We start from the raw sequence: 19,693 nt of genomic DNA on the forward strand, positions 1-19,693 counted from the left end.
ACGTGTAATATAAATTATGTTATATTTAAGAATTAGATTTATCCTCTTCTGTAAAAAGCCCTTGTGAGTGTTTTAGTATAAGAGGCATTTGGGTAAGCATAAAGATAATTGTTATAGGCATGACGCCAAAAACTTTGAAACTCGTCCAAAAATTATCGCTAAAATTACGCCAAATGATTTCATTCAAAAGAGCAAGGAAAGCGAAAAAAAATGCCCAACGATAGGTGAGTTTTTTCCAGCCTAAATCATCAAGTTTTAAGGTAGAGTCGAGAGCATAACGTAAAAGTGGTTTTTTAAAAAGCATCCCACCAAAAAGTATAAAAGCAAATAAGCTGTTAATGATTGTTGGTTTCATCTTTATGAAAGTTTCATTATGAAGCCAGAGCGTTAGAAAGCCAAAAACGAGAACAAATATTCCCGAAATAAGAGGCATAATAGGAACTTGTCTTGCAAGGATCCACGATAAGCTTAGAGAAATAATAATTGCTACCATAAAAATAGCTGTTGCAGGAAAAATGGGCTTACTAAAATTTTGAAAAAATTCAATGTTTTTTATCAACCATTCTCCCTTATAATTGGCAAAAAAGAAGGCGACCAATGGTCCCATTTCTAAGAGAAATTTAAATGTTGGTGAGAGAGGCGTTTTTTTATTGTTGTTCATATTTTTCTCAGAATTATTGTGTGAATTAGGGTTCGTTAAAGGTTGTTTCATACATGTTTTCCTACAATAGTTTCGGCAAAGTCAGAAGCAGAAAAGGGTTGAAGGTCTTCAATATTCTCTCCTACACCGATAAAATAAATGGGTAATTTATATTTTGCTGCGATCGCGACAAGAATTCCTCCGCGTGCAGTCCCATCTAGTTTTGTCATGACTAAACCATTAACACCGGCAATGTCACGGAAAATCTCCACTTGGCTGAGTGCATTTTGTCCGGTGGTGGCATCAAGTGTTTGAAGAATTGTATGGGGCGCTTGGGGAGAGTGTTTTCTTAAAACACGAATAATTTTTGCCAACTCATCCATCAATTCAGATTTATTTTGTAAACGCCCCGCTGTATCAATAATTAATACATCACTGTTTGTTTTTTTTGCCTTCTCGAAAGCATCAAAGGCTAAGCTTGCGGCATCTGCACCCAATTTAGTTGAAATAACAGGAGAATCGGTACGTTTACCCCAAATATGTAATTGTTCAATCGCTGCGGCTCGGAAAGTATCACCAGCTGCAAGCATAACTTTTAGTCCCCCTTCAGTTAATTTAGCGGCAAGTTTTCCAATAGTTGTCGTTTTTCCAGTACCATTTACACCGACCAGCAAAATAACATGAGGCTTATGACTGAGATCAAGCTCTAATGGTATTGCTACAGGCTCCAAAACTTTTTTGATTTCATCAGCAACAATCATATGAATATCATCTGGGGAGAGATCTTTTTCATAACGACTGGAAGCTAAAGTATTCGTGATGCATGTTGCCGTTTCTACACCGAGGTCAGCTTGAATAAGAATATCTTCGAGCTCTTGCAATGTCTCTTCATCAAGTTTTCTCTTGACAAAGAGGTCGCTAATTGATCCGCTTAGGCGTTGTGAAGAAAGGGCTAAACCTTTTTTAAGGCGTCCAAACCACGCTGTCTTTTTTTGTTCAACAGAGGGTTCGGGTAAAGTTTCTTCACTCTTTTTTTCACGAATGGTGTTTGTGACAATAATTTTGCCATAAGAAGGAACGTCACCAGAATGGAGTTCTAAAGATATGGGGAGGTCATCGTGTTTTATAGGTGTTGATTTTTTACTTTTTGTTTTTTCTTTCTCTATAGAAGTTTGGCTGTTTTTTATCTCTTCATTTTCTTCTATTATATCGCTTTTATCAGGAGCGAAAATTTGTTCTATTTTCTGCTCTTTGGATTTAGAATAAGAGAATATTTTTTTTATAAAAGATTTTGTCATAAGAGTTTTCCTGCTCAAGCAGCGTTTAATTTTGGAAGGACAGCAATTAATTTATCGCCATCATGGTCAATGATAAGAGCTTGAACAATTGTTCCTGCTTTTGCACCTTTAATTTGTACAAGAGTATAATCTTCCGTTCGTCCAATTTCATCTTTTTCAACAAGAATTGTTTGTTGGCTGTTTTGTAAATGAGCAAGATGTTTTTGGTAAACCTCTTCACCTGCTTTACGCAATCTTTCAGCACGCATCTTAACTATTTTACGGTTGACTTGTGGCATTCGTGCGGCAGGTGTCCCTTCTCTTGGACTAAAGGGGAAAACATGAAGGTGGGTTAAATTACAATCTTTGATTAAAGCAAGACTGTTTTGAAACATCTCTTCTGTTTCCGTAGGAAAACCAGCTATTAAGTCGGCACCATAAACCATTGTAGGACGTTTGGAACGTAATTCTTGGCAAAATTGAATAGCATGTTCACGCAAATGACGACGTTTCATTCGTTTTAAAATCATATTATCGCCTGCTTGCAAGGATAAATGCAAATGGGGCATGATCCTTTTCTCATAAGCTAAAAGATTTATAAGTTCTTCGTCTGCTTCAATAGAATCAATAGATGAAAGGCGTAATCGGGCCAAATCGGGAACATGATGTAAAATGGCTGATGTTAATTTTCCTAAAGTCGCTTTTCCAGGAAGATCGTGACCATAACTTGTAAGGTCAACACCTGTAAGGACTACTTCTTGAATCCCCTTGCCTGTCAGTTTTTTAATTTGCTCTATGACAGCACCCATGGGAACTGAACGAGATGGCCCACGTCCATAAGGAATAATGCAAAATGTACAGCGATGATCGCATCCATTTTGTACCTGTACAAAAGCGCGGGTGCGCTCTTGCATTGCACTGACCATATGGGGAGCAATTTTTTGTACTTCCATAATATTATTAATACGCACCTTTTCGGAATGGTTAATACCAAAATCAGGAAGTTGACGATAAGAATGGGCGTGAAGTTTATCTTCGTTCCCTAAAACAAGATCGACTTCTATCATTGAGGCAAAATTTTGTGCTTCTGTTTGGGCTGCACATCCTGTTACAATAATGCGTGCGTGAGGATTTTCACGCCGCGCTTTGCGGATAGCTTGTTTTGCTTGTCGTACGGCTTCGGCAGTGACAGCGCAGGTATTAAAAATAATAGCACCATTTTTGAGCTGGTCTAGACCTGAAGCAGTGCTTTCTTTGCGAATGATTTCCGATTCGTAGCTATTGAGTCGACAACCGAAAGTTAAAATTTCTACTGCCATCAAGAGTGATCCTTTTTATAGCACCCTGTTAAAGGATTTAAAAAACCACTAAATTGATATTTTATGGGTCCTGTCATAATAATGCGATTATCTTCTCGGTAAAAAATATTAAGTGTTCCCCCTGGTAAATTTACATCGATATGGCGCTGTGTAAAACCACGTCGATAAGCGGCCACGGCACTGGCACACGCAGCACTCCCACATGCTTGTGTTAATCCTGCTCCTCGCTCCCATGTACGTAAATTTAGACTTTTCTTTGACGTTATGCAAGCAATGGAAATATTGCACCGTTCTGGAAAAAGGGAATCATGTTCAAGTATTGGTCCGTATTTTTCTAATGGAATATGTTGAAGATCATTTTCAACAAAAAAGATAGCGTGGAGATTGCCAATAGAGACAAGACAAGCATCTTTTAGGGGACCAGCTGTAATTTCTACGTGATTGGTATCAACTATTTCACGTGAAACAGGCATCCCTTTTGCATTGAAATTTGGGCATCCCATATCAACAGAAATGAGATTGTCGGCTTGGTATTTTCCTTCGATCACTCCAGCGGGGGTTTCTAAACGAAAATTTTCACCAAAATTGTGGTCTGTGAGCCATGCAATGACACAGCGGGTACCATTGCCACAAGCTTTAGCCTTTGAACCATCAGCATTCCATATTTCAATGCGGAAGTCGGCTTCGTTCTGAATTGGAGTGTGGATAGCCATGATTTGATCAAAATGCATTTCAGGATCTGCTGATAAAGCAAGGATTGCTTGTGGTGTAAGAGCCTGTGTGCTTTCGCGCATATCAGCAACAATAATTTGATTTCCAAGACCATCCATTTTGCTAAATGGCGTTTTCATGAAATTTCTCTATTCTAAAGATTACTTATTAAGGGATATATGATTAAAAATCTTATAAATTTCTAGTGTTTTATAAATATAAAATTGGGTACATAAATTATTTTGTTTTAAATAAAGAATTTTAATCCTGTTTTTTTAATTTGTTAATTTATCTTTGTAATTATAAAAAATATTCACTTAATTTTTTGTGAGTTTATTTATTGTCATGGGAGAGAGTACAGAAATGTCGTTTTCAAAAAATTCGTTTTTCGTTGCAATGTCAACTGTAATGCTTTTAGGGGGATGTTCAATAACGCGGTTTGACAGTAATGATAATAGTAACGCATTAGAAGTTTTTTATCCATCTCAACAAATGACAACCCTAGAAGTATCTGATTTATCGTCTGCTTCTTCGTCGGTATCTGAAGCTGAAAACGCTTCGATGTATGAGAAAGGAGATTCTCAGAGCGATGGACGAATGGCTAGTCTCGAATTACCAAGCAATGCCACTGATTTGTTTCCTGCAAGTATTGCTGGGGTATGGAATCTTTCTATGGGGGGTAAAGTTTGTCGGATTGCAACGCCACAAACAAAGTTTGGACAAGGGTACCGAGCTGGTCCTTTACACTGTCCAGGAATTGTTTCCCAAGTAAGATCGTGGGCTGTTAAAGGAAAAAGATTATATTTTTATAATAATTATGGACGTGTTATCGTTGCTCTTTATTCTTCAAATGTTGATCGTTTTGAGGGACGTACACTTGATGATCATCCCGTTGTTTTAAGCCGTTAAATCATTTTGACCGTTTATGAAAAAATAAGCTATAGGGGCAGATTCGTGAAAAGAATTTGTATTTTTCATTGAAAACGGTTGGAAAAAGGTTGTTTGGATGATTCTCGTTTCAACGCGCTATAAGGAGCTGGTCTCTAAAGGGGAGGTCCGTTCTGATCCAGCTCAATTGGCTGTAATAGAGCACTTTGATCATTTATTAAAGAAAATTTCGGAACGAAGTGCTTCTCGTTCTTGGTCTTGGATATTTTGGTCTTTTTTAAAAAGAATATTTAAAAGGAAAAGACAAAATTTTGATCGTATTGTAAAACAGGGGGATGAAAATGGTTCTTTTCAGGGATTATATATTTATGGTGAAGTAGGACGAGGCAAAACCATGCTGATGGATTTGTTCTTTTCTTGTTTGCCTAAGAATAATAAAAAACGCGCTCATTTTAATGATTTTATGGCTGATGTGCATGAGCGTATTAATTTTTATCGTCAAGCATCTGGGCGTGCAAAATCTAAACAAGATAATCCTATTTTAGCTGTTGCAGAAGATCTTGCACAAGAAGCAAAGGTACTTTGTTTTGATGAGTTTAGTGTAACAGATATTGCTGATGCTATGGTGTTGGGGCGGCTTATTTCTGCTTTGTTTGAGAAAGAAATTTTCTTTATTGCAACTTCAAATGTGGCGCCGAATAACCTTTATTATAACGGTTTAAATCGTGAACTCTTTTTGCCTTTTATTGAAGTTTTGAAAGCATATGTTCGTGTTGTTAATCTTGATGCAAAAACAGATTATCGTCTTGAAAAATCAAATCTACAGCCTGTGTATGTAACGCCATTAGGGAAAAAAGCAGATGAATGTATGGATCAAGCATGGACACGTGTGTTGCAAGGACATAAAGAAAGATCTGATGAGCTTTCTATCAGAGGGCGCCTTATTCCTATTCCACGTTTTGCTGCTGGTTGTGTGCGCTTTGATTATCGAGACTTGTGTGCAAAGCCTTTGGCCGCAGCTGAGTATTTGGTATTAGGGGAGCGTTATCATACGATTTTTATCGATAATGTACCGATCATGGATGACACATGTCGCAATGAAACAAAACGGTTTATTTTGCTTGTTGATATTCTTTATGAGCGCCACATCCGATTATTTATGTCGGCAGCAGCAGGAGTGGAGGAATTGTATAAGGGGCATGCTCAGACTGCAGAAACATTTGAATTTCAAAGAACACAGTCACGTCTTTTTGAAATGCAAAGCTACGACTATTTGAAGCTTTGGGAAGAACATTTTCTTTTGAAGAAGAAGCTTTGATTATACTTTTACCTTTACGTAAACTGTAAAAACAATAACTCTTTGAAATTAAAGAAATGTAATAATTCTGTTGTATTTTTTTTAAATTCACTTTATCGATACATCATGATAATTTTCTAATAGTTGTTTCTGCGGAGGGTTGTTGTTTCTGTAAGGAGAGAAATTTGTAAATTTCATTTCTTTACTGCTTTTTATGATATTGTTTAAATGTGGTTTAAGTCAAAAATTTTCAGTATATGGGCGCTGAATGATCTAAAAGTTAGGAAAAAATAAAATGGCACGAAAAAAGATAGCTCTCATTGGTTCAGGTATGATTGGGGGTACTTTAGCACATATTATTGGGTTAAAAGAGCTTGGTGATGTTGTCTTATTTGATATTGCAGAGGGAATGCCACAGGGTAAAGCTCTTGATATTGCTGAATCTTCTCCCGTTGATGGTTTTGATATTAATTTAAAAGGTGCAAATGCTTATGAAGCAATTGAAGGGTCTGATGTTGTTATTGTAACAGCAGGCGTTGCACGCAAACCTGGTATGAGCCGTGATGATCTTTTGGGTATTAATTTAAAAGTCATGGAACAAGTTGGTGCTGGGATTAAAAGATATGCGCCTTCAGCTTTTGTTATTTGTATTACAAATCCTCTTGATGCAATGGTGTGGGCATTGCAGAAATTTTCAAGCCTTCCCGTGCATAAAGTGGTTGGTATGGCTGGTATTCTGGATTCAGCGCGTTTTCGTTATTTTTTATCTGAAGAATTTAAAGTCTCTGTTAAGGATGTAACAGCGTTTGTTTTAGGTGGGCATGGTGATTCAATGGTGCCTTTAGTACGTTATTCAACAGTTGGTGGCATTTCTTTGCCTGATCTTGTTAAAATGGGTTGGACAACACAGGAAAGGATTGATCAAATTATTCAACGGACCCGTGATGGTGGTGCAGAAGTTGTTAGTTTGTTAAAAACAGGTTCTGCTTATTATGCACCAGCTGCTTCTGCTGTTTCCATGGCTGAAGCTTATTTAAAAGACACTAAGCGTGTTGTGCCCGTTGCAGCCTATCTTTCAGGGGAATATGGCGTTAATGATACCTATGTTGGTGTTCCTGTTGTACTTGGTGCAGGTGGTGTTGAAAGGGTCATTGAAATTGAGCTTGATAAAGAGGAAAGAGAGGCTTTTGATTATTCCGTAAATGCGGTTAAAAAGCTTTGTGAAGCTTGTATTGCTCTTGTGCCTAGTCTCAAGTAAATAAAATAAGATTTCGTTTATTAAAATGAAGTATTTTAGAATATTAGAACTTTAGGATTAATAATAATTCATAAAAGAAAAGGACAAATGCATGAATATCCATGAGTATCAGGCCAAACGTCTGCTTCATGAATATGGAGCTCCCATTGCAAATGGTGTTGCTGTTTATTCTGTAGAGCAAGCTGAAAAATGGGCAAAAAAATTGCCCGGACCTCTCTATGTGGTTAAAAGTCAGATACACGCTGGTGGTCGTGGTAAGGGTAAGTTTAAAGAACTTGATCCAGATGCAAAGGGTGGTGTTCGGCTTGCACAATCTGTTGAAGAAGTTGTTGCAAATGTTCAAGAAATGCTTGGCAAAACTTTAGTAACCAAACAAACAGGTCCAGAAGGTAAACAGGTCAATCGTCTTTATATTGAAGATGGTGCCGATATTGAGCGCGAGCTTTATCTTTCACTTTTGGTTGATCGTAGCGTTGGTCGGATCGCCTTTGTTGTTTCAACAGAAGGTGGAATGGATATTGAAACGGTTGCTGAGGAGACACCAGAGAAAATCTTCACTTTGCCCATTGATGCTACGCAAGGTGTTACCTCAGCTGATTGTGCAAGACTTTGTGATGCATTGGGATTGCGCGATAGTGCACGAGAGGATGGTGAAAAGCTTTTTCCAATTCTCTATAAGGTATTTTGTGAAAAAGATATGAGCCTTTTAGAAATTAATCCGCTTATTGTGATGAAAGATGGTCACTTGCGCGTCTTGGATGCAAAAGTTTCTTTTGATAATAATGCTTTGTTTCGTCATCCAGATATTTTAGAATTGCGCGATCTTTCAGAAGAAGATCCAAAAGAAATCGAAGCCTCAAAGCATGATCTTGCTTATGTTGCTCTTGAAGGCACAATTGGTTGTATGGTCAATGGTGCGGGTCTTGCGATGGCAACCATGGATATCATTAAGCTTTATGGCGCTGAACCGGCAAATTTTTTGGATGTTGGGGGTGGTGCATCAAAAGAAAAGGTGACAGCTGCTTTTAAGATTATTACAGCTGATCCAAATGTTAAAGGCATTTTGGTTAACATTTTTGGTGGTATTATGCGTTGTGATGTCATTGCTGAAGGTGTGGTTGCTGCTGTGCGTGAAGTTGGTTTAAAGGTTCCCTTAGTTGTTCGTCTTGAAGGTACGAATGTTGGGCAGGGTAAAGCAATTATCAAGGACAGTGGTTTGAATGTTATTTCCGCTGATGATTTAGATGATGCTGCTCAAAAAATTGTTGCAGCCGTGAAGGGAGCTTAAGTTATGTCGATTCTTGTGAATAAAAAGACGAAAGTTCTCGTTCAAGGGCTTACAGGAAAAACAGGAACATTTCATACAGAACAGGCGCTTGCTTATCATGGCACGCAAATGGTTGGTGGTGTTAATCCTAAAAAGGGTGGAGAAACATGGGAAGGTTCAAAAGGTGAGACTCTTCCTATCTTTGCTAGCGTTGCAGAAGCAAAAGAAAAAACAGGCGCGGATGCTTCCGTTATTTATGTTCCTCCTGCAGGAGCTGCAGCAGCTATTATAGAAGCGATTGAAGCTGAAGTTCGTTTAATTATCTGTATTACGGAAGGTATTCCCGTTATGGATATGGTTAAGGTAAAGGCGCGATTAGAAAATTCAAAATCTCGCCTTATTGGTCCTAATTGCCCCGGTATTCTCACGCCAAACGAATGTAAAATTGGTATTATGCCTGGTTCTATTTTTAGAAAAGGCTCTGTGGGGGTTGTTTCAAGGTCAGGGACTTTAACTTATGAAGCTGTTTTTCAAACGAGTCAGGAAGGTCTTGGACAAACAACCGCTATAGGGATTGGGGGTGATCCTGTTAAGGGGACTGAATTTATTGATGTGTTGGAAATGTTTTTAGCGGATGATGAAACCCAGTCTATTGTGATGATTGGTGAGATTGGGGGATCTGCTGAAGAAGAAGCAGCACAGTTTTTACAAGATGAAGCAAGAAAAGGTCGTAAAAAGCCCGTTGTTGGCTTTGTTGCTGGTCGTACGGCTCCTCCAGGACGTACAATGGGGCATGCTGGTGCTGTTATTTCTGGTGGTAAAGGTGGAGCAGAAGATAAAATTGCGGCAATGGAATCAGCAGGGATTCGTGTATCTCCTTCGCCATCACAAATAGGTAAGACTTTGATGTCAGTTTTGAAAGGCTAAAAGAAAATTTCACCTGAATTAAGAAAATATTCTTAATTCAGGTGGAAAAACTTGAGTATAAATAGGTAAAACTTTTTTGAATATTCGACCCCTCATTTGCTTTGTGAGCGTTTAAGGGTTGAAAAGAGATGTAAGGAGACGGAATAGATGTTCCGGAGAGGTATATGGCAAGGCAGGACGAGATAAATAGTCTTTTTGCACAGACATCATTTCTTTATGGTGGGAATGCGGATTATATAGATCAACTTTATGCTCAGTATGAAAAAGATCCTACCAGTGTTGATTCACAGTGGCGTGCTTTTTTTGAAGGCCTTCATGATAACAAAGAAGATGTTCTCAAAAATGCCGAAGGAGCAACATGGCAACGTGATCATTGGCCATTAAAGCCAGATGGTGAGTTAGTGTCTGCTCTTGATGGTGATTGGTCTTCTCTTGAAAAATATCTTGGTGATAAATTAAAGGAAAAAGCAGCAACAGGGACTGCTCAAAAGGGAAAAGCTGCTAGTGAACAAGATATTATTCGCGCAACACGTGATTCTGTTCATGCGCTTATGATGATTCGTGCGTTTCGAGCTCGGGGGCATCTTCGTGCAAAGCTTGATCCTCTTCAATTGGCGGAAAAACTGGAAGATTATAAAGAACTTTCTCCAGAAGCTTATGGTTTTACTCCTGCTGATTATGAGCGTCCCATTTTTATTGATAATGTTTTAGGATTGGAATATGCAACTATTCCGCAAATGCTTGAAATTCTCAATCGTACCTATTGTTCAACAATCGGTGTGGAATATATGCATGTTTCTGATCCAGTCCAGAAAGCATGGCTTCAAGAGCGTATTGAAGGGCGAGATAAAAAAATTGCTTTCACACAGCAAGACAAGAAAGCTATCCTGAATAAGCTTATTAAAGCGGAAGGATTCGAACAGTTTTTAGACACGAAATATAAAGGGACAAAACGTTTTGGACTTGATGGTGGTGAAGCGCTGATTCCTGCTCTTGAACAGATTATTAAATACGGTAGTGCTTTAGGTGTTCAGGAAGTTATTTTAGGAATGGCCCATCGTGGTCGTTTAAATGTTCTTTCACAAGTTCTCGCTAAGCCGCATAGAGCCATCTTTCATGAATTCAAGGGTGGGTCTTATAAGCCAGATGATGTAGAGGGATCAGGTGATGTTAAATATCATTTAGGAACGACGGCTGATTTAGACTTTGATGGAAATAAAGTTCATTTATCGCTTGTGGCTAATCCTTCTCATCTTGAGATTGTTGATCCGGTTGTTATGGGAAAAGCACGTGCTAAACAAGATCAACTTGTCGGACCCACACACACTGATTCACTCCCATTAAGTGAACGCTCAAAAGTGTTGCCATTGCTTATTCATGGTGATGCTGCTTTTGCAGGACAAGGCGTTATCCAAGAAACTTTCGGTCTTTCAGGTCTTAAAGGTTATCGTGTTGCAGGTTCACTTCATGTGATTATTAATAATCAGATTGGTTTTACAACAGCGCCACGTTTTTCACGTTCTTCGCCTTATCCATCTGATGTTGCAAAAATGATTGATGCTCCCATTTTTCATGTGAATGGTGATGATCCTGAAGCTGTTGTTTTTGTTGCTAAAATAGCAATGGAGTTTCGTCAAATTTTCCATAAACCGGTCGTTATTGATATGTTTTGTTATCGCCGTTATGGACATAATGAAGGCGATGAACCTTCCTTTACGCAGCCACTTATGTATAAAGCAATTCGTAATCATAAAACAACTCTTCAGCTTTATAGTAATCAATTGATCGCAGAAGGAGTGGTTTCTTCAGAAGAGATTGAGCAACAAAAAAAATTATGGCGTGATAAACTTGAAGGTGAGTTTGAAGCAAGTGCTTCTTATAAGCCTAATAAAGCTGATTGGCTTGATGGAAGCTGGACGGGACTCAAAGCCTTTAGTAATGCTGATGAGCAACATTCTAGAACAACGGGTGTTGAATTAAAGACTTTAAAGGAAATTGGTCAGAAACTTGTCGAAGTTCCAGAAAATTTTCATGTTCATAAAACGATACAGCGCTTTTTAAACAATCGTGCTAAAATTTTCGAAACTGGTGAGGGCGTTGACTGGGCAACCGCTGAGGCTCTCGCTTTTGGTTCACTTTGTTTAGAAGGAGCACCGGTTCGTCTTTCGGGTGAAGATGTTGAACGGGGAACTTTTTCACAGCGTCATTCAGTTCTTTATGACCAAGAAAATGAAGCGCGTTATATTCCTTTGAATCATTTACAAAAGGGGCAAGCATTTTATGAAGTTGTTAATTCTATGCTTTCTGAAGAAGCTGTTCTTGGTTTTGAATATGGATATTCTCTTGCTGAACCACGAGGATTAATACTTTGGGAAGCACAATTTGGTGACTTCTCTAATGGTGCACAGGTCATTTTTGATCAATTTATTTCATCTGCAGAGCGTAAATGGCTTCGTATGTCTGGTCTTGTGTGCTTATTGCCTCATGGTTTTGAAGGACAAGGACCAGAGCATTCTTCTGCACGTTTGGAGCGGTTTCTTCAGCTTTGTGCGGAAGATAATATGCAGGTTGCTAATTGTACAACTCCTGCAAATTATTTTCATATTTTGCGTCGACAAATTAAGCGTGATTTTCGTAAGCCATTGATTCTAATGACACCTAAATCGCTTTTGCGCCATAAGCGGGCTGTTTCTCTTCTCAATGAAATGGGACCAGAAACGAGTTTCTCTCGTGTATTGCTTGATGATGCAGAATGTCTCAAAGATTCTGTCGTGAAGTTGCAGAAAGATAATAAAATTCGCCGTGTCGTTCTTTGTACGGGAAAGGTTTATTACGACCTTTATGAAGAACGTGAAAAAAAGGGTATCGATGATGTTTATCTCCTTCGTGTTGAACAGTTGTATCCTTTCCCTGCAAAAGTTTTGGTGAATGTGTTATCGCGCTTTTTGCAGGCAGAAGTTTTTTGGTGCCAAGAAGAGCCAAAAAACATGGGGGCTTGGTCATTTATTGAGCCTTATTTGGAATGGGTTTTGACGCATATTAATGCGCAATATTCACGTGCTCGTTATGCAGGACGCCCGGCGAGTGCATCACCGGCCTCTGGGTTAATGGTGAAACACCTTGAACAACTGGCTGCGTTTCTCAAAGACGCGTTAGGTTCTTAATTTATTACTACTCTGATGTATGGAAAAATATTATGACTACTGAAATCCGTGTTCCTACTTTGGGCGAATCGGTTACCGAAGCAACGGTTGGCAAATGGTTTAAAAAACTTGGCGAAGCTGTCGCTATGGATGAGCCTTTGGTTGAATTAGAAACTGATAAGGTAACCGTTGAAGTTCCTTCTCCTGTTGCAGGGAAATTATCTGAAATCATTGCAAAAGAAGGCGATACGGTTGAAGTGAATGCTCTTTTAGGAACGGTGGAAGCTGGCCAAGCGGGTGTTTCCCAATCATTTTCGCCTTCTGCAGCATCTGTTCCAGCGGCTTCATCTGAATCGGAGAAGCTTGCTTCGAGCAGTACTATGCCTCCTTCACCCTCAGCAGCAAAATTGATGGCTGAAAATAATGTAGCAAAAAGTGATATTGCAGGTTCTGGAAAACGTGGACAAATTCTTAAAGAGGATGTTCTTGGTGGATTAGAACAAAGAACAAAAACGCCTACACCTTCTTCTTCTGCAACAGGTTCTTCAGTGGTTTTTGTTCCGGAAACACGTGAAGAGCGGGTTCGTATGACGAAATTGCGTCAAACAATTGCTCGTCGTCTTAAAGATGCGCAAAATGTAGCAGCAATGTTAACCACATTTAATGAGGTTGATATGTCGGCGGTGATGGATTTGCGCAAACGTTATAAAGATCTTTTTGAAAAGAAACATGGTGTTAAACTTGGTTTTATGGGATTTTTTACCAAAGCTGTTTGTCATGCATTAAAAGAACTTCCTGCTGTTAATGCTGAAATTGATGGAACAGATATTGTTTATAAAAACTATGTCAATGTTGGAATTGCTGTTGGAACGGATAAAGGGCTTGTCGTTCCAGTGGTGCGTGATGCAGATCAAATGTCATTGGCAGAAATTGAAAAGGAGATTGGCCGTTTGGGACGTCTTGCGCGTGATGGGAAATTAGCCGTTTCTGATATGCAAGGCGGAACTTTTACCATTACTAATGGTGGTGTGTATGGATCGTTGATGTCAACACCGATTTTGAATGCACCACAATCTGGTATTTTGGGAATGCATGCGATTAAAGAACGGGCAATGGTTGTTGAGGGCCAAGTTGTGATCCGCCCCATGATGTATTTAGCGCTTTCTTATGATCACCGTATTGTGGATGGGCAAGAAGCTGTAACTTTCCTTGTGCGTGTTAAGGAAAGCTTAGAAGATCCGGAACGCCTTGTTCTTGACTTGTAAAATACAGTTTTCAGGATGAAAGGAGAAACGGATGTCTTATGATGTGGCTGTGATCGGAGCGGGTCCAGGTGGTTATGTAGCAGCGATAAAGGCGGCACAACTAGGGCTTAAAGTAGCGATTATTGAAAAGCGTACAACATTAGGGGGAACATGTCTCAATGTTGGTTGTATACCTTCTAAAGCATTGTTACACGCTTCAGAAGTGTTTGCTGAAACCCAGCATGGTTTTGAAACGCTTGGGATTTCTATTGGCAAATCTAAGCTTAATCTTGAACAAATGATGGTTCATAAGAAAGCCGTGGTGACAGCTAATACAAGCGGCGTTTCTTTTTTGATGAAAAAAAATAAAGTTGATACTTTTTTTGGAACAGCCAAAATCGTAAACGCGGGGCAGGTGGAAGTTGTTGCTAAAGATGGTCATAAACAGACCATTGAAACAAAAAATATTATTATTGCTACAGGTTCAGAGAGTTCAAGCATTCCTGGGGTGAATGTTGAAATTGATGAAAAGACAATTGTTTCTTCTACGGGAGCTCTTTCTCTTGAAAAAGTACCATCACGTATGATTGTCGTGGGCGCTGGTGTCATTGGTTCGGAACTTGGGTCGGTTTGGAGCCGCTTGGGGGCTAAAGTGACTATTATTGAGTATCTTAATAAAGTTTTGGGCTCAATGGATGGTGAAGTTTCACGTCAATTTCAAAAGTTAATGGAAAAACAGGGGATTGAATATAAAACGGGTGCAAAGGTAACAGCCATTACACAATCTGGCTCAACGGCTCAGGTGAGCTTTGAATCTGTTAAAGGTGGTGAATCTGAAACCTTAGAGGCTGATGTTGTGCTTATTGCGACTGGGCGTTCTCCATATACGGAGGGGCTTGGTTTGAGTGAGGCTGGTGTTCAGTTAGATGAACGCGGATTTATTGCAATTGATGCCCATTGGCAGACGAATGTTCCAGGAATTTATGCGATTGGTGATGTCGTAAAAGGACCAATGTTAGCTCATAAAGCAGAGGAAGAAGGCGTTGCGGTGGCAGAAATTTTGGCAGGTCAAAAAGGACATGTTAACTTTGATGTTATTCCTAGTGTCGTTTATACACAGCCGGAAATTGCGAGTGTAGGAAAGACAGAAGAAGAACTGAAAGAAGCCGGTATTGAATATAATGTTGGAAAATTTCCTTTTATGGCTAATGGTCGTGCACGCGCGATGCAAAAAAGTGATGGATTTGTTAAAATTCTTGCTGATAAAAAAACAGATCGGGTTTTGGGCGGGCATATTCTTGGATTTGGTGCTGGTGAAATGATTCATGAAATTGCAGTTTTAATGGAATTTGGTGGTTCATCAGAGGATCTAGGACGCTGTTGTCATGCACACCCTACCTTATCAGAAGCAGTTCGTGAAGCAGCTTTGGCAACATTTGCTAAACCGCTTCATATTTAAAAAGCTTTTAAAAAGGACATTTTAAAAAGCCAAAGAGGACAGTAAATATTTGTGAAGCATGCAAAAAATTTTGAGAGGGAATAAAAACAGTCGTATGAGGTGTTCCACTTAATTTTTTGTGTGCTTTTCAATAATTGTTATTTTAAATCTCTGTTGTGCTGTTTTGATTAATTACCCTGTTGTGCACACGCGCTTAGAGCGTGTGGTATTTAGTCTATATCAAGTTTTACATGTGTGGTGTTTCATCATGTTATAAATTTCGAGATGGGATTCTCAGCCTATTTACGTGCTGTGTTTTAAGGAAACATCTCTCAAAGCTCTCAAATCTATTTCGCGATAGTGTGCTCGTGAAGGGTGTAATTGAAGTTCTTAAAACCCATTATGCACCATCATCTTTATGTTTCATAAAAGGTATAAATCGGCACTATAAGTTATATTTACGAGCCTTCAATGTTATATAATTTTTAGCTATTTGAAAGCGTTTATAAGAGGTATTTTTTTCTTGCCCTTTTATTCACACCAACCTCTTCTGCTTGTGACATGTAGAAAAAATGGTTTTGATTAATTCAATATAAATAGATTTGTCATGAGAAAATCCTACGGGTATGAAGCTCTCATTCAATGTGCATAACAATAAATTATACTTACAATTTATATTTAGAGCAAAGTTTTCTTATAGAGCTGTATGAAGTGGAAAGCCTGTGATAAGAAGCTGGTACAAACCATTGTTTATAGAAACGATATTTTATTGTTATAAATTAATGGATTACATATGGTGTGAGACACATAAAGTGGGAAGCCAAGAGGAATTTTTTCAAAGAAAGCAGGTTGTTTAATGATTGGTACGGATTAAGGATCTTTAATTTTTTAAGATGAAGCGGGTGCTAAATATTTTGAAAAATACCACCTTTTAAGGTGGTATTTCTATATCTTTTGTTGAGGAACTCCCTTTTTGATGATGATGGTAGGTTATGCGATGTGCTTAAGTTATGCCTCTCTGTTCTTTTTTATCATTGTTTGCTGTATCTTAAAGATGATCTGGATTTTCTTTAAGGTTTTTAAGAAATCACGATGTTGCCAAAACATGACCCATAGCTAAAATTTTTGAAAAAACATAATTTCTTAAGAATATTAAGTTTATTTTCATTGGGCAATTTTATGATAACTTAAAAAAATCAAGCCACCCTATAGGGATAAGTTTAAAATTGTAATTTTTTATCCTCTTCTTGTTCTCTTATAAAGGTAGGGAGCCCCATATGATCAAGATATTTGAGGAAAGGGCGGGGAGGTAATTCTTCTACATTGACCATCGTTTTAACATCCCATTCGTCTGTGGCAATGAGAAGAGCTGCTGCTGCTGCGGGTACACCAGCTGTATAAGAAATGCCTTGTGCACCGGTTTCATGAAAAGCTTGTTTGTGATCGGCTATGTTATAGATAAAAATTTCTTTTGGTTTTCCATCTTTTTCGCCTTTTATCAGATCTCCAATACAAGTTTTTCCTGTGTATTCAGGGGCGAGAGAAGAAGGATCGGGTAAGACAGCTTTGACAACTTTTAAAGGAACGACTTCTTGTCCTTCTGCAGTTTTAATGGGCTGTTCGGATAAGAGACCAAGATTTTTCAAAACGGTAAAAACAGTGATATAACGATCACTAAACCCCATCCAGAAGCGGACATTTTGGACATCAAGATTTTTGGAAAGTGAATGAATTTCGTCATGGCCTGTCATATAGGCTTTTTGTCTTCCAACAACGGGAAGATCCCATTCATGGCTGACTTCAAACATTTTATTAGAAGTCCATTTTTTGTTTTGCCATGACCATACTTGTCCTGTAAATTCTCGGAAGTTAATTTCTGGATCGAAATTTGTAGCAAACCAACGCCCATGATTTCCAGCATTAATATCAATAATATCGATGTCTGTGATTTTATCAAAATAACATTTATGCGCTAGTGCTGCATAGGCATTTACCACACCTGGATCAAAACCCGCACCCAAAATAGCGGTGATACCCGCTTTTTCACATTCTTGACGCCGAGGCCATTCATAATTGCCGTACCAGGGTGGGGTTTCACAAATTTTAAGAGGGTCTTCATGAATGGCAGTATCGATATAAGCGCATTTGGTTTTGATACAAGCTGAAAGAATAGACATATTAAGAAAGGCTGAACCAACATTAATGACAATTTCGCACTTGGTTTTTTGGATGAGCTTTACAGTTTCTTCTACATTCATGGCATTGAGCGAATGGCTTTTGAGAACACCTTGTTCTTTCATGCTGTTTTTTTCTTTAATAGAAGCAATAATAGCCTCACATTTTTTGAGTGTTCGCGAAGCAATATGAATTTCACCAAGAATATCGTTGTTTTGAGCACATTTGTGGGCAACAACTTGTGCAACACCTCCAGCACCAATAATGAGAACATTTTTTTTCATTGTAGGTTCATCTCCTTTTTAATACTGTTGTATGACGTTTTTTATGGTTATCTTTATGAAAGGCTTGTCCGATAGTCATTGTAGCTGAATTGGCGTCGCAGCGTTAATGTACCATCGCACTCTTTCAGAACAATAGCAGGCATTGTTACACCATTAAACCAATTTTTCTTGACCATTGTATAACCTGCTGCATCTTGAAAAGACAGTCTATCTCCTACTTGAAGAGGTTTTTGAAACTGAAACGTTCCAAAAATGTCTCCAGCAAGACAAGATTTTCCGCAGATCATAATTTCGTGTTCTCCTTGATTAGGTTCTAATTTGGCATTTTCACGATAAATAAGAAGATCAAGCATATGTGCTTCGATTGAGCTATCAACGATGGCAAGATTCTTTTCGTTGTACAATGTATCAAGGACGCTAACTTCTAAGGTGGTGCTTTTGGTGATAGCAGCTTCTCCTGGTTCCAGAAAAAGAGTGACACCATGGGTCTGTGAAAAGTTTTTTAAGCGTTCTGCGAAAGCTTCTAGCGGATAATTTTCAGCTGTAAAATGAATTCCACCACCAAGGCTTATCCAATCTACGGCAGAAAAAAGTTCTGAAAACTTTTTTTCCATGTACCCGAGCATTTGATTAAAAAGATTAAAATCAGCATTTTCGCAATTATTATGAATCATTAAGCCGTTGATGAGAGGTAGAACTTCTTTAATAGCACTTTGGTTCGTTTCTCCTAAGCGGCTAAAAGGGCGAGAGGGATTGGCAAGATCAAAGTGGGATGCACTTATTCCTGGATTTAATCTGAGACCTCGTTGAATGGTTTTGGTTGCATCAGAAAAGCGTTGAAGTTGCTGGATTGAGTTAAAGATAATTTTATCTGCATAACCACAGGCTTCATCAATTTCGTGATCAGCCCACGCAACCGAATAGGCATGGGTTTCTTTCCCAAATTTTTCTTTTCCTAAACGCAGTTCATAAAGGGATGATGAGGTGGTTCCATCCATGAACTCAGACATTAAATCAAAAACACTCCATGTGGCAAAACATTTCAAAGCAAGCAAAACTTTTGCTCCTGACATTTCTCGTAAACGAGAAATTGTTTGCATATTTTTGATGAGTTTCAATTTGTCTATAAGGTAGTAGGGGGTTTTTATCATCATTCATTCATTCTTTTTTAAAGGATCTTATTCTTGAGATCAGCGTTTAGTACAAAGAGTAACAGAATGTCTCAAGAAAAAAGAATCTTAAGAAAAGAATCTGTTTCTGTCTAGCAAGAGAAAGGCTTTCTGTAACGGCTGTCGTTTATTAGTTCGAGTTTTGCGTTATGCGTATGAAAAAAAAATTATATTATGCTTTAGCTTTTGTATTTATGAGCAGTCTTTTCATTATAACAACTGCTCTTGTTCATTTGGGGCAAAATAGAGGTGATGCTAAAGCCAAACTGGTCTCTCAAACCGCTGTCCAAGAGAGTTCGGTGCCTTTGATTTTTACGGGACGTAGAGAACTGAATGGTTTTAAGGGTTATCATCATTATCGGCGTGGTTATGTTAGGTATAAAGATAATTGGTGGTATCCTGAAGCGGCTTTTGTTACATCATCACACTTAAGCACAAAAGGCGTATCATTAAAAGTTGTATCAGATGCTAAAAGAGTTTTTTTAACGGCTTCTTCTGAAAAGTTAGAAAAAAAAGAGCCATGGATGCTTAAACAGCATATTGAATCTTGTCGTGCTCGTTATCGCTCTTATAATCAAAATGATAATAGTTTTCAGCCTTTTCATGGTTCTCGTAGACAGTGCTTATCGCGCTTTTTTAAAGGATAGAAATGATTA

The 19,693-nt window shown here is 38.5% G+C and carries 15 protein-coding genes; 9 read left to right on the top strand and 6 right to left on the bottom strand.

The window, feature by feature from the left end; genetic code table 11:
• Positions 1-25: 25 nt before the first annotated feature.
• From NNJ85_RS03985 to dapF, 4 genes are read right to left on the bottom strand one after another with little or no spacing between them, the layout of a single operon-like run.
• Positions 26-712 carry a septation protein A gene (locus tag NNJ85_RS03985; RefSeq protein WP_254473723.1) on the bottom strand — a complete coding sequence of 229 codons (687 nt, stop codon included), beginning with the start codon at positions 710-712 and terminating at the stop codon, positions 26-28.
• Positions 709-1,938 (bottom strand): signal recognition particle-docking protein FtsY, encoded by a 1,230-nt coding sequence (gene ftsY / locus NNJ85_RS03990; RefSeq protein WP_254473725.1) that lies wholly within the window; start codon positions 1,936-1,938, stop codon positions 709-711. Before ftsY ends, NNJ85_RS03985 begins: the two co-directional genes overlap by 4 nt.
• A 14-nt stretch (positions 1,939-1,952) precedes the next feature.
• On the bottom strand, positions 1,953-3,236 hold the full coding sequence (mtaB, locus tag NNJ85_RS03995; protein WP_254473727.1) for a tRNA (N(6)-L-threonylcarbamoyladenosine(37)-C(2))-methylthiotransferase MtaB: 1,284 nt from the start codon (positions 3,234-3,236) through the stop codon (positions 1,953-1,955).
• Positions 3,236-4,087 carry a diaminopimelate epimerase gene (dapF, locus tag NNJ85_RS04000; protein WP_254473729.1) on the bottom strand — a complete coding sequence of 284 codons (852 nt, stop codon included), beginning with the start codon at positions 4,085-4,087 and terminating at the stop codon, positions 3,236-3,238. Before dapF ends, mtaB begins: the two co-directional genes overlap by 1 nt.
• Before the next feature lie 223 nt (positions 4,088-4,310).
• Here dapF and NNJ85_RS04005 point away from each other — a divergent pair, with 223 nt between their 5' ends.
• The 8 genes from NNJ85_RS04005 to lpdA all read left to right on the top strand — a co-directional run bounded on the left by NNJ85_RS04005 (position 4,311) and on the right by lpdA (position 15,430).
• A complete protein-coding gene (locus tag NNJ85_RS04005; protein WP_254473731.1) occupies positions 4,311-4,856 on the top strand; it encodes an AprI/Inh family metalloprotease inhibitor in 546 nt (181 codons plus the stop codon).
• Positions 4,857-4,953: 97 nt separating this feature from the next.
• Positions 4,954-6,153 (top strand): cell division protein ZapE, encoded by a 1,200-nt coding sequence (gene zapE / locus NNJ85_RS04010; protein ID WP_254473733.1) that lies wholly within the window; start codon positions 4,954-4,956, stop codon positions 6,151-6,153.
• 274 nt (positions 6,154-6,427) lie between these two features.
• Positions 6,428-7,390 carry a malate dehydrogenase gene (gene mdh / locus NNJ85_RS04015; RefSeq protein WP_254473735.1) on the top strand — a complete coding sequence of 321 codons (963 nt, stop codon included), beginning with the start codon at positions 6,428-6,430 and terminating at the stop codon, positions 7,388-7,390.
• Positions 7,391-7,481: 91 nt separating this feature from the next.
• The gene (gene sucC / locus NNJ85_RS04020; RefSeq protein ID WP_254473737.1) at positions 7,482-8,678 is read left to right on the top strand and encodes an ADP-forming succinate--CoA ligase subunit beta; all 1,197 of its coding nucleotides are present in this window, start codon (positions 7,482-7,484) and stop codon (positions 8,676-8,678) included.
• A 3-nt stretch (positions 8,679-8,681) separates the two neighbouring features.
• Positions 8,682-9,584 carry a succinate--CoA ligase subunit alpha gene (gene sucD / locus NNJ85_RS04025; protein WP_254473739.1) on the top strand — a complete coding sequence of 301 codons (903 nt, stop codon included), beginning with the start codon at positions 8,682-8,684 and terminating at the stop codon, positions 9,582-9,584.
• 164 nt (positions 9,585-9,748) lie between these two features.
• Positions 9,749-12,748: a 2-oxoglutarate dehydrogenase E1 component gene (locus NNJ85_RS04030; RefSeq protein ID WP_254473741.1), complete on the top strand. Its 3,000-nt coding sequence runs from the start codon at positions 9,749-9,751 to the stop codon at positions 12,746-12,748.
• A 32-nt stretch (positions 12,749-12,780) separates the two neighbouring features.
• Entirely contained in the window at positions 12,781-13,992 is a 1,212-nt protein-coding gene (gene odhB / locus NNJ85_RS04035) for a 2-oxoglutarate dehydrogenase complex dihydrolipoyllysine-residue succinyltransferase (protein ID WP_254473743.1), read from the top strand.
• Between the two features lie 31 nt (positions 13,993-14,023).
• Positions 14,024-15,430, top strand: coding sequence for a dihydrolipoyl dehydrogenase (gene lpdA / locus NNJ85_RS04040; RefSeq protein WP_254473745.1), 1,407 nt, complete (start codon positions 14,024-14,026; stop codon positions 15,428-15,430).
• Positions 15,431-16,629: 1,199 nt separating this feature from the next.
• On the opposite strand, the gene NNJ85_RS04045 is transcribed toward lpdA, so the two are convergent.
• Together NNJ85_RS04045 and NNJ85_RS04050 are read right to left on the bottom strand one after the other, a co-directional pair.
• Entirely contained in the window at positions 16,630-17,868 is a 1,239-nt protein-coding gene (locus NNJ85_RS04045) for a saccharopine dehydrogenase family protein (RefSeq protein ID WP_254473746.1), read from the bottom strand.
• Positions 17,869-17,921: 53 nt separating this feature from the next.
• A complete protein-coding gene (locus tag NNJ85_RS04050) occupies positions 17,922-19,019 on the bottom strand; it encodes a carboxynorspermidine decarboxylase (protein ID WP_254473933.1) in 1,098 nt (365 codons plus the stop codon).
• 167 nt (positions 19,020-19,186) lie between these two features.
• Between NNJ85_RS04050 and NNJ85_RS04055 the strand changes: the two genes are divergently transcribed.
• Positions 19,187-19,684, top strand: coding sequence for a BA14K family protein (locus tag NNJ85_RS04055; RefSeq protein WP_254473747.1), 498 nt, complete (start codon positions 19,187-19,189; stop codon positions 19,682-19,684).
• The last annotated feature ends 9 nt before the right edge of the window (positions 19,685-19,693 follow it).

The organism is Bartonella sp. B1098, assembly GCF_944896145.1.
Classification (GTDB): Bacteria; Pseudomonadota; Alphaproteobacteria; order Rhizobiales; family Rhizobiaceae; genus Bartonella.

Coding starts and splice junctions, on each gene's coding strand:
- NNJ85_RS03985 (WP_254473723.1), bottom strand. CDS start 712: ATGAAACAACCTTTAACGAACCCTAATTCACACAATAATTCTGAGAAA.
- ftsY (WP_254473725.1), bottom strand. CDS start 1,938: ATGACAAAATCTTTTATAAAAAAAATATTCTCTTATTCTAAATCCAAA.
- mtaB (WP_254473727.1), bottom strand. CDS start 3,236: ATGGCAGTAGAAATTTTAACTTTCGGTTGTCGACTCAATAGCTACGAA.
- dapF (WP_254473729.1), bottom strand. CDS start 4,087: ATGAAAACGCCATTTAGCAAAATGGATGGTCTTGGAAATCAAATTATT.
- NNJ85_RS04005 (WP_254473731.1), top strand. CDS start 4,311: ATGTCGTTTTCAAAAAATTCGTTTTTCGTTGCAATGTCAACTGTAATG.
- zapE (WP_254473733.1), top strand. CDS start 4,954: ATGATTCTCGTTTCAACGCGCTATAAGGAGCTGGTCTCTAAAGGGGAG.
- mdh (WP_254473735.1), top strand. CDS start 6,428: ATGGCACGAAAAAAGATAGCTCTCATTGGTTCAGGTATGATTGGGGGT.
- sucC (WP_254473737.1), top strand. CDS start 7,482: ATGAATATCCATGAGTATCAGGCCAAACGTCTGCTTCATGAATATGGA.
- sucD (WP_254473739.1), top strand. CDS start 8,682: ATGTCGATTCTTGTGAATAAAAAGACGAAAGTTCTCGTTCAAGGGCTT.
- NNJ85_RS04030 (WP_254473741.1), top strand. CDS start 9,749: ATGGCAAGGCAGGACGAGATAAATAGTCTTTTTGCACAGACATCATTT.
- odhB (WP_254473743.1), top strand. CDS start 12,781: ATGACTACTGAAATCCGTGTTCCTACTTTGGGCGAATCGGTTACCGAA.
- lpdA (WP_254473745.1), top strand. CDS start 14,024: ATGTCTTATGATGTGGCTGTGATCGGAGCGGGTCCAGGTGGTTATGTA.
- NNJ85_RS04045 (WP_254473746.1), bottom strand. CDS start 17,868: ATGAAAAAAAATGTTCTCATTATTGGTGCTGGAGGTGTTGCACAAGTT.
- NNJ85_RS04050 (WP_254473933.1), bottom strand. CDS start 19,019: ATGATAAAAACCCCCTACTACCTTATAGACAAATTGAAACTCATCAAA.
- NNJ85_RS04055 (WP_254473747.1), top strand. CDS start 19,187: ATGCGTATGAAAAAAAAATTATATTATGCTTTAGCTTTTGTATTTATG.